Source organism: Flavobacterium pectinovorum, assembly GCF_900142715.1.
GTDB classification, from domain to species: Bacteria; Bacteroidota; Bacteroidia; order Flavobacteriales; family Flavobacteriaceae; genus Flavobacterium; species Flavobacterium pectinovorum.
Genome location: NZ_FRBX01000007.1, coordinates 179,402 through 191,598, shown reverse-complemented (window position 1 = coordinate 191,598; position 12,197 = coordinate 179,402). Strand labels below are relative to the sequence as shown.

3 protein-coding genes are annotated in these 12,197 nt (G+C 31.0%); all 3 read right to left on the bottom strand.

Translation table 11 applies throughout. The annotated features are described in order from the left end of the window. Window positions 1-12: 12 nt before the first annotated feature. The 3 genes from BUE22_RS21050 to BUE22_RS21040 all read right to left on the bottom strand — a co-directional run bounded on the left by BUE22_RS21050 (window position 13) and on the right by BUE22_RS21040 (window position 12,181). Window positions 13-4,461, bottom strand: coding sequence for a non-ribosomal peptide synthetase (locus tag BUE22_RS21050; RefSeq protein ID WP_073397961.1), 4,449 nt, complete (start codon window positions 4,459-4,461; stop codon window positions 13-15). After that, window positions 4,449-6,068 (bottom strand): cyclic peptide export ABC transporter, encoded by a 1,620-nt coding sequence (locus BUE22_RS21045; RefSeq protein WP_073397960.1) that lies wholly within the window; start codon window positions 6,066-6,068, stop codon window positions 4,449-4,451. Before BUE22_RS21045 ends, BUE22_RS21050 begins: the two co-directional genes overlap by 13 nt. Window positions 6,069-6,226: 158 nt before the next feature. Then, window positions 6,227-12,181 carry a non-ribosomal peptide synthetase gene (locus tag BUE22_RS21040; protein ID WP_262489615.1) on the bottom strand — a complete coding sequence of 1,985 codons (5,955 nt, stop codon included), beginning with the start codon at window positions 12,179-12,181 and terminating at the stop codon, window positions 6,227-6,229. Window positions 12,182-12,197: the final 16 nt, after the last annotated feature.

The following is a 12,197-nucleotide window of genomic DNA, read 5'->3' as shown; positions in this document are numbered from 1 at the left end:
TGATATTCTGATTTAAAAGTTAAAATTGATTTCGATGTTTTGCTTGATTTCTTTTTCTGTTTGCAATAGAATGTCATAATCTGCCAATTTATCGTCAGGACTTTTTATGATTTCTTTTATAATTTTTTTAAATTTTTCAATAATTATAGTAATATTATTAAGTGAATAATAATCTGAATTGTACTCTAAGGCACAACATAATTTATCATCATCATGATAAAAATTAAACGTTAAAGGAAATCTGCTGACTTTATGTTTATATTGAAATGGCTTAGTTTCCAATGCATTAAATCCAGAAATATCAGTTAATGAAAAATCCGGATTTTGATATGCAATCATTACATCGAATAATTGTGAATTTTTAGTTTGTAATGTTGCAAAAGGGAAATTTGAATACTGAAATGAATCAATAATTTTTTGATTAATAGTATATGACACTTCTTTAAAAGTATCTTCATCCTCAATCATAAATCGTAATGGAACTGTATTTACAAACATTCCTATGCATGGGAATAATTCTGTAGAATTTCGACCAGAATTTACAGTGCCAATACAAATATCTTTATGCTTTGAATACTTATGTATAAAAGAACCTGTTAATGAAATTAATATGGAGTATAAGGTTAAATTAAAAGTGTCTGCTAATTTAACCAGCTCTGCTTTTTCATTGGCATCAATTAAAAAATGTACCTGATTGCCATTAAATGAAACCTTATCATGCTTTAGGTCTTTTAAAAATGAATCTTTGGCTTGATAACCTTTCAATTCTTTCACCCAATATGCATTAGCATTTTCATCTAGAGGCTGGTTATTTATCCATTCTGAATAATCTCTGAACTGAAATGGTAATGGGTTGATTTTATATTCAATTCCTTCAAACAATTGATTATAAATAACCATTAATTCTTTTATAAATATTTCAACAGACCATCCATCCATAATAATGTGGTGTGTTGAAAATAACAAATAGTGTTTATATTCATCTACCACAACATGGTATAATCTTAGTAATAAATCTTTTTCTAATTCAAATTCTTTATATAAAATTGAAGCGGCTATTGCATCAAATTGTTCACTTTTTACTTCAATAGTTTTTAATTGAAAATTTACTTCACCAGAAGATTTAATTTTTTGTTTGGGAATTCCTTCTAATGCAAAAAAGTTAGTTCTTAAACTCTCCTGTTTATTGATAACCTGCGATAGCGCCTGATTTAGTATAGAAATATTAAGACTCCCCTGAATTTCATAAATAGCATTCATATTATATGCTATTGATGCTTCAGTACGCTGAGATGCTATCCATATGTTTTTTTGAACATGGGTAAGATCATAAAACTCTTTCTCCGGAGCATTTGAAATTGGATTGGATATACTTCCCTTAGATGTATTTTCGATTAATGCACCTATAGATTTAATAGTCGGATTAATAAAAATATCTTTTTGAGACAAATTACAGGCAAATAAAGCATTTATCTCATATATTATTCGAACTGCATTTAAGGAATGTCCGCCTAATTTAAAAAAGTTATCTGTGATACTTATCTGATTTACAGGCAGATTTTTTAACCATATTTCAAGCAGCTTTTCTTCTGTTTGGGTTTGTGGCATCTCTACATCCTGCAGACTATAGCTTATATTTTGGTTTGCCAGTGCTTTTCTGTCGATTTTGTTGTTAGGGGTTAATGGAAAGTTTTCTAATCTTACAATGATTTTAGGCACCATATACTCCGGTAATTCTTTTTGCAGAATTTCGGTAACCAAATCTTCCTGAAACAGATCATTTGTTTTTACAAAAGCAACCAGAAAAGCCTCGTCATTTATTTTTTTAGTAATTACGATGGCCTGGTCAATAGTAGGTATTTTAACCAATTTTTCTTCAATCTCACCTAACTCAATACGATAGCCTCTTATTTTAACCTGGAAATCATTTCTTCCTAAAAATTCGATTTCGCCTTTATCATTCCATTTACCTAAATCTCCTGTGTTATATAATCTTTCATTATAAGCAGTTATATAAGGAAATCTTTCATTTGTTAATTCAGTATTGAGGTAATATCCTTTGGCCTGACCGTGACCACCAATATAAATATCTCCAATTGCACCAATCGAAACCGGATTAAGCCATTGATCTAAAATATAAAAAGAGGTGTTGTCTATTGGCTTACCAATGTTTTTGGCATCACGGGGCTGCACTAATTTTTTAGTACTCGACCAGATTGTAGTTTCCGTTGGACCATACATATTCCAAACTTCTTTACAAGTATTAATAAGTTTGCCGGCTAATGATTCACTCAGTAAATCTCCTCCACAAAGTATTTTTAAGGATTTATTTCCTTTCCATCCGGCATGAAACAACATTTGAAAAAAACTTGGAGTTGCCTGTATAATGGTTGGTTTTGTATGCTCTAAATCTGAAATAACTTTTGTTAAATCAGAAAGCACATTGCTCTTAACAACACGCAAAGCCGAACCTGAAATTATAGGCAGGAATAACTCAAGAATTGAAATATCAAATGAATACGTAGTAACTGCATAAAAAATATCATCAGCAGTGATACCTGGCTCTTTTTGCATACTCCATAAAAAATTGATTAAGGATTTGTGCCCAATTTCAACCCCTTTAGGATTTCCGGTTGAACCGGATGTATAAATTATATAGGCCGTATCGTCAAAAGTTGGCAATGCCGTGATATAATTTTCAGCTCGAAAATCTTGTATCTTTTCTAATATGAATTCTTTAGTATTTTTAAAATCAAAACTAACAGAAAGATCTTCGCTTATAATGATACTTTCACATTTGCTGTTTTCTATAATATATTCCAATCGTTCCTTAGGGAAATTAGGATCAAGAGGAATATAGGGTCTTCCAGATTTAATAACTCCCAATAATACACATACTAAATTAGCCGATCTGTTTAATAAAACTGCTATTGGCTTTTTTTCCTGCGAATCGATATTTTGAAGAATATAAGTCGCTACTTTATTGGATTCAAAATCTAATTGCGAATAACTTAATTCTTCGTCACCATCACTAACGGCTATTTTATCCGGAAATAATTTTACATTTTTCAGAAAAATATCCACGAAGGTTTCAGAAGGATATGAAACAGTTGTGTTATTAAATTCTTTTATAATTTTTTCTCTTTCCTGTACAGAAAGGTAATTTATATTTTTAATTTTTTGAGATGGGTCAATTAATACCTCATGCAGTATATTTTCAAAATGAATGGCAAATTCATCAATATTAGATTCGCTTAAATAACTTACATTATAATCAAAATCAATTTTTACATCTTCCTGCTCATCAAATTCTCTGATATAAACGGCCAATGCAACTCTTTCAGATTCATGGCTTAAAGGGATAACGGTTGTTTTTGTCCCGTTAAAATGACTGGAATAGTTTTGTTTTTCGTAAGATAATGTAATGTTAAACAGTCGCTCTGTCTCTTCAAATATATTTAATGACTGAATGAGTTTACCCAAAGGAAACCTTTGATGTCTGTATTCCTGACGTAGTTTATTTTTAATTTGTAAAATTAATTCCTGAAAAGAATTGTCACAATCTAATGCCAGACGTAAAGGCGCAATACCCATAAATAGTCCAACAGTTTTTTTGAAACTTGATTTTCCTCTGTTTAATACCGGGATACCTATAGATAAATCATCCGTTCTGTAATATCTGCCGAAGTAGACATACAATACCCCTAAAATGATATGAAAAGTAGAAGCATTATGCTTACCAGCCAGTTCGTTGATTTGATTGTATATTTCTCTCTTGATGTATATTTCTTTTCTTTTGCTTTCATTCTTTTTTTCAGAAATCAAAGGAATTAGTGCGTCCGGTAAATTTGAAAATTCTTTGGTCCAAAATTTTTTGTCTTCCAAAAAAGCATCAGAACCTTGATAATTAATATCATCATGAGCAAAATCAATATAATTAAATGGATAATCAGATAGTATTTTTCCGTGTTCCACTATCTCATTATAATTTTGAACCAAACGCTGAAACATTAAAGATGTACCCCAGCCATCTGTAATAATATGGTGGTATTTAGAGAATAAATAATATAAATCGTCTTGTACTTTAATTAAAATAAATTTATGCAACAGCTCTTTTTTATTCAAATAAAATGGCGTCTGGAAATTTTTACGCATAAATTCCAGAGAAATTCTCTCAGCATCAGATTCGTTAGAATAATCAATATATTCTAATTCAGAATTATGGTTATCAAGTATATAAAAATAAGGGATGTCATTATTGGAATCTATAATAATTCGGTACGCATCATGTTGGTTTATTAAATGAATATAAGCATCCTTAAAAGCATCTACATTGATACTTCCTCTAATTTCGATTTTTGCACCAATATTGTATATAGGATCGTTTGGGTAGAGGATTTGCTCAAAATAAATATCTTGCTGTGGGAGTGTGAGAGAGAAATTATTGATTAATTGTTCCATAAAATAGCTTGACTAAATTCATTTTTTTCTATGCTTATATCTTTTATTATTTTTCCGTATTCGAATTTTAAAATCCGGTCTGCGTGTTGAAAATAAGCGTCATCATGAGTAACTGCAATAATTGTTTTGCCTTGTTGTTTGAACATTGGTATTAATTTCTCGTAAAAATACTTTCTGAAATAAGGGTCCTGATCTGCTGCCCATTCGTCTAAAATTAGTATCGGGCTTTTTTCAAGCATCGCAAATATCATAGACATTCTTTTACTCTGACCTTTAGAAAATTTTCTTCTTGCAGATGATTCTTCATCGTCAGGAAGAACCTTATCCAGCTCCATTAGTTTTAATAAAGAGATATACTCGTTATTATTCTTAAGAGAATAATTATCATAATTTTGAGAGAAAATATAGTTATCAGTAAATATTACAGATAGTAAATTTTGATAATTAGGAGTATTGGATTGAACCGGAGTATTATTTAATAAAATTTCACCTGATGAAGGGCTATATAAACCGGTTAGCAGATTTATAAAAGTACTTTTACCGCTTCCATTTCCTCCAATTATAAAAATGGTTTCACCTTTATTTATAGAAAGATTTATCGGACCTAATCCGAAAGAAGGATTATGCTCGAATTTACAGTCTTTAAATTGTAAATTTTCAAAATCAATTACTTGCGATTGTTCCTTTTTCTCTTCAATTTCGTTTGCGTTAATTTCTTTAAAAAACGATTTTACTCTTTTTATAGCAATACTTGTCCTTGTGTACATGTTTTGCATTGTAATTAACTTATTTAAAGGCCCTGACATAAATAACAATACGGTTACAAAAGAGACCATTTCTTTTGCCTGAATTATGCCAAATGCGGGAAGTAAAAAAAGAATAACACCAAAAACTACATAGAGTCCGTATTGGCTTAATATATTGATAGCGTTAAAATTATTGGCTAAAAACTTGTCTAAATCTTTAGCGTCTGTTCTATTGACAGATACATTATTGTATAAGTTATTTTTTCTTGTTTCACTTATCTTTAATTCCTTGAATCCCTGAATAATATCATGAATGTATTTATTAAAAAAATCATTCTGACTTCTTAAAACACTCAACTTTTTTGATAATTTTTTTCCAACAAGAAAGTACACATAGGCTATCATAGCAATCAATACAACGATCACTAATGTACTTTTATAGGATAGTATAAATAAATAACCAATACATAACAAAATCATTAATAAAGAATTGAGCGTATTTGTCATAATCCCCGGTAGAAATATAAAAACTCTCATTTCTTCTATAATTCCATATATTCTTTCAGTTCCTAAAGTCTCTAATTGCTTTAAGGAGGAATTTTGAAGCTTTTTAGCCAGGAATAATTCATTATCGTACACAAAATTGTATGTGTAATCAATTATTTTTTTCTGAAAAAACAGGTTTAACAGATAAGAATAAACAATAAAAGAAAAGAATGTAATTACAAGATAATTCTTAGATTTAAAATTTTCATCTGTTATTGCGATATTTAGTATATATATAATTCCAAGCGTTAATAAGGTATTTACTAACGAATAGAATATTAACAGCAAAATTTTATTTAGATTAATTTTAATCATTTAGTATTTCAATTTAATTACTTTTTCTTTAAACTTTTTTATTACAATTTTGAAATAATAAACACTATCAAAATTATGGTATGGTCAATTTGCCATTGTCTTAAATCGGCCATTGTCAATAAAATATTTCGACGTTGACAATCCTTTTTCAGTATGTTTTATTTATTCATGTAATTAAGGAAGCTATCAAATACTTGTTTATTTTTTTGTTGGGTTTTAGTCTCCATATACGCTGTATACATTCCTTCAAAAGAATTTAATGAATGTATTTTTTCTGTTTGATTTTGGCTTATTCGGGTTAGAATATGTTTGTAACTTTCTGTAATCAAATCCATGTATTGGGCATCAAACAATTCTTTTTTATAGTCCAGAGATCCTAAAAGCCTGTTTTTTCTAATTCTCATCACAAGACTAAAATCGAATTTTGCAGTAAACTCCTTTGGTGTAAAAATTTCAAGTTTATTTACCTGAATTTTCTCGGCAACATTATTTAAATCATATAATTCTTCATTAAACACAAATCTGCCCTGGAATAATGCATTCGAATCATTTTTCCCTCTCAAATTCAGTTTTACCAACTCTTCCAAAGAAAGATTTTGATGATCAATATCCTGCATGATGTCAGCATTGGCTCTGATGAGCAGGTCAATGAATGTTTCGTCTGGATTGATTGTTGTTTTTATCGGTAATGTATTCACAAAAAAGCCTATAATAGATTCAAATTCTTTTCTGTTTCTTCCGGTAATAGAGGTTCCCAGCACTATATTTTTTTGATCTGAAATATGATGCAGTAAAACACTGAAACTTGTCAGTAAAATTGAAAACAGCGAAATATTTTGCTCAATTGAGATTCTTTTCAGCAGGGCAAAAACTTCATCTTCAATATAAAAGTCAGCAACATCACCTTCACTTTTACTATCGTTTTTAACAGGATGCTGGTTTTTAATCAGGTTTAATTTCTCTATTCCGCCTTCCAGCCTGTTTTTCCAATATTGAACATTTTCATTATGTTCGTCATTTTCTTTTATAGTGTCTTGCCATGAAACAAAGTCCAGATAAGTATAATCAACTTCCGGCAAAGTGTTTTTGCTGTTCGTTACGAGTGCATTGTATATTTCGACCCATTCGTTTATTAAAATATTCAAAGACCATCCATCACTTATAATATGATGCATGACGATAATGACAAAGTAAGTATCATTGGGTAATTTAAGTATCTTTAATTTTGATAAAGGAGCAGCACTTAAATCAAAACTTATCAGGTTTTCTTTATTTAAAATCTTTACTAATTCTTCATTTTCAGGTAAATAATCAAAATCTTCAATTTCAATTATTGGCGCTGCCTCTTCTTGTATAAATTGAATAGGATTTTCTCCGTCAAATTCAAATCTTGTTCTAAAACTATCGTGTCTTTTAATAAGCTCATCGTATGAATTTATAAAATCTTTGACACTAAAAGTGCCTTCAATCAGCAATGCTGTCGAAATATTGTAAGCGCTGGATTCTGTTTCATCCTGACTTAAAATCCATAATCTCCTTTGATTGCTGGATAATAATGATGCCGTTTTTTGGGATTTTTCTATTACAAGGTTCGAATTATGTTTCAAATCCAGCCCGTTAATAAATTTACTCAGACTTCTGACAGTTGGTTTGCTAAAAATATCTTTTAGCTTTAAATCCAGAATAAGTTTTTTATTTATTGAATTTATATATTGAATGGCCAATAAACTATTCCCGCCCAATTCAAAAAAGTTATCGGTAATGCAGATAGCATCTTTTTTGAAGAGTTCCATTAAAATAATAACAAGCGTTTGCTGTACTTCATTTTCCGGAAGGATAATTTCGGCATTTTCTTTTATGCTTTCTATTTTTGGCAATCTTGTTTTATCAATTTTACCATTAGAAGTCATTGGCAATGATTCCATTATCACTAGTACGGCAGGAATCATATAAACAGGCATTTTTTGAGTCAGATATTCTTTAAATTCATCCTCATCATATCCTTCTTTAGTTACCAAATAGGCTATTAGTATATTTTCTGAATTTGAATTTTTATCGACTTTTACACAGCTTTCTTTTATATATTGATTCCTGGCTATCGTTACTTCGATATCCCCAAGTTCAATCCTGTTTCCTTGTATTTTTACTTGTCCGTCTTTTCTTCCTATGAATTCAATATTTCCTTCGGGTAACCATTTAACTAAATCTCCGGTATTATACATTCTTTCACCAATCACAAAAGGATTATCGATAAATTTAACCTTCGTAAGATCAGGATTGTTTAAATAACCATTAGAAACTCCTGCCCCCGAAATATAGAGATTTCCAATAATCCCTATCGGAAGCGGAACTAAATCTTCTGTCAGAACATAAGCAGATGCGTTCGAAAAAGTACGTCCCAGAGGCGTTCTGTCCTGTAATGGTTTATCATCCACAGGGTAAATAAGCTTTCCTATAGTTGTTTCTGTAGGACCATAATGATTAACAATCTTTAATTCATTATTTACTTCTTTTATCTTTTCAATGATCCCTTTTGACAATTCTTCTCCTCCAAAAACAATCATTTTCTTAGGCAGCAAAGGCTTATTTTCATTCACTAATGCTTTCCAGAAAGTAGGCACTATTTTAATGCAGTCAATGTCATTTTGATCGAAATATTGATGTACATATTCTATATTTCTTAAAGAATCCTTAGACAATAAATGCAATGTTTTACCATAAATTAAGGAACTGTACAAAGTGGTATTTCCTAAATCTGTTGATAAGGAAGACATTAGTAAAAATGTTTTAGCCTGATCGATTTGAATTCTGGAATTCAGTCCATAAAAATAATCCGTTAAATTTTGCTGATTCACCATTACTCCTTTTGGAGCGCCTGTGGTTCCAGAAGTATAGATTAAATACGCTAAATTATCCGGTGTTGTATTATTAATATTTAATCCTTTTTCTTTTAAAAATTGATTGTCACTTTTATTGTTTAATGTGATGATTTGAATATTTTGATTTACAAAAATTCCTGAATCAGCATCATTTGTTATAACAAAGTTGGCTTTGGTATCGTTTATTATATAGGCAGCTCTTTCCTCTGGTATATCAGCATCCAGCGGCACATATACACCTCCGGATTTCATGATGCCCAGTAACCCCACAATTGACATACTCATATGCGAATTGTAACAAAGCAAAACAAAATCTCCTTTTTTAAGTCCATTGCTTAAAAGATAATCCGCCAGTTGATTTGCTTTTTCATTAAGCTCTTTATAAGTGAGTTCTTCATCATCAAAAACAACGGCAATAGCATCAGGAAAATTATTAGCCTGCTCTTCAAATAAGTCTATAATGGTCTTATCCATAGGATAATCTACCGATATATCATTAAATCCAACTAAAAGTTCTTGTCGCTCCTCAACTGTTAGAAAATCAATTTCTTCTATAGGGTTTTCAGGTTGCTCTAATGATTTTATCAGAATGTTTTCAAAATGAGAAAACATTCTTTTAATTAACGATTGATCATAAATATCTGAATCATAATTTATTAACAAGGTTAAAACATCTGACTCAGAAAAAGTAAAAGTGATATCAAACTTAGAATTTCTGCTTTCAAATTCGTAATTTTCTATTTGTAAACCTGTTAATTGTTCTTCATTAACAAGGCTTTTTACCTGTCTTTGGTTTTGTAATACCACTAAAACATCAAATAGAGCAGAACGACTCGTGTCTCTCTTTAAATTCAATTCGGCCAACAACGCATCAAATGGATAATTTTGATGTTCGTAAGCTTCCAGCAGGATATTTTTTTCTTTATTTAATAAATCAAGGAAACTGTTTTTTTCCTCGAATTGGGTTCGTATCGCTAGAGTATTTAAAAATAATCCCATTTGGTTTTCCAAATCCGGATGCTCTCTTCCGGCCACCGGAGTTCCAATTATGATATCATTTTGTCCCGTATATCGGTGCAATAAAGCATTGATTCCGGCCATTAAGGTCATAAACAAGGTTGCATCATGCTCTTTTGAAAAGGTTTTCAGTTTATTTAGAAATTCTTTTGGAAAGATATGTGTATGACTGTTTCCATTATAGGTACGAACCAATGGGCGTGTTTTAAAACTCGGCAGATCTAATACCGGTAATTCCCCGGCAAACTGCTGTAACCAAAACGCTTTAGATTCCTGGCTTTTTTCCTGTTGCAGTACTTCATTAAGCCATACTGAATAATCTTTATATTGAATGCTTAATTCAGGCAGCTTAGCTTCTATTCCTTGTGTTAACGCATTATAGATTTTTACAATTTCTGATACCAATAACTCTATTGACCATCCATCGCCAATGATATGATGCATCGACAGGAAAAACACAAATTCATCTTCTTTCAATTTAACCAGACTTGCTCTTATCAATGCAGCTTGCTCTAAATCAAAAGCAATTGCGTTGTTTTCCTGTAAATAGGCAAATACTGCACTTTGGTCTTTTTCAGATGTAAAATCTTTTTCTGTTATCTTAAAATTAATTTCTTCTGCCGGTACTATAAACTGATGAACTTGTCCTTCTTTATTCGTTTTAAAATAGGTTCTCAATATTTCATGACGCTGGATTAAAAATGCAAAGGATTCTTCAAATTTAATTGTATCAATGTTTCCCTTTAATTTTACTACTGCAGGCATGTTATAAGCCAAAGAACCTCCTTCTAGTTGGCTCAATATCCATAATCTGTGTTGAGATTTGGTTACAGGATATGATGCTTTCTCCTGAGTTTTAGGAATGAAGGCAAAATCTTGTGCCTGTAATTTTAGACTAATTTCTTCAATTGTCGGACTAGAAAAAAACGCTTTAAAAGTTATACCCTGATGAAGTTCTTTATGTATTCTATTGATAACTTGCCCGATGATTAAACTGTTTCCTCCCAGGTTAAAAAAGTTATCTGTAATACCTACTTTTTCAATTCCTAAAACGTCTTGCCAAATCGCTGCTAATTTATCCTGAGTTTCGTTTTTTGGCGCTACATATTCACCCCTGATAATATCATCTGCGGTAACAGAAGGCAGCGCTTTTCTATCAACCTTACCATTAGAAGTGACAGGAATACTGTCTAACGCGATATAGAAATTCGGAATCATGTATTCAGGAAGTTTTTCCTCTAGATAATGACGGATTTCTATTTTATCGATTTTCGATTCAGAAACATAATAAGCAACAATTACTTTCTCCTGATTTACTTCTTTAATCTCAACAATTACATTTTTTATTGCGTTTGAATATTGAAATAAATGCGTTTCTATTTCACCTAATTCTATTCTAAAACCACGAATTTTTACCTGATGATCTTTTCTGCCAATGTATTCAATGTTTCCATCAGCAAGCCATTTGGCTAAATCCCCTGTATCATACATTTTTGTGCCCTCAATAAAAGGGTTGTTGACAAACTTTTCTTCTGTAAGCGCTGTTTTATTCAAATAGCCCCTGGCAACTCCAACCCCGGCAATGTATAGTTTGCCAACTGAACCAATGGGTTTTAAAGATAATTTTTCGTCAAGAATATATAAACTGATATTATCAATAGGCCTGCCAATTGGAACAGAACTAATGTTATGCTGCTCTGCACAATCATAATAACTTACATCGATACTGGCTTCTGTAGGGCCATAAAGATTCATCAAAGAAATACCTGACAACTCCTTATAAAACAAATCCCTTTGGTGCAATGTTAATGCTTCACCACTTACAAATACCTGTTTTAAGCTTTTTATGCGTTCTTTTTCATTTGGATTTTCCTTAACATATTCTAAAAAAACAGATAACATGGCAGGAACAAAATGTATTACCGTTACCTGATTTTCATCTATGTTTTGTATTAATTGAGCCGGATCTTTTTCTGCTCCCGATTTAGCAACAGAAAGTTTTGCTCCGTAGATAGCCCACCAAACTAATTCCCAAACCGAAACATCAAATGAATAGGTCGTTTTTTGGATAAGGGTTTCACCGCAGCTTAATGGATATGCTTTTTGCATCCAGGTTAATCTGTTTACTAAAGAAGTATGTTCGATCATTACTCCTTTAGGATTTCCTGTTGTTCCAGAAGTATAGATCAGATAGGCCAGATCCCTGGGAGAATTGATTTTAGCTAAATTGAGA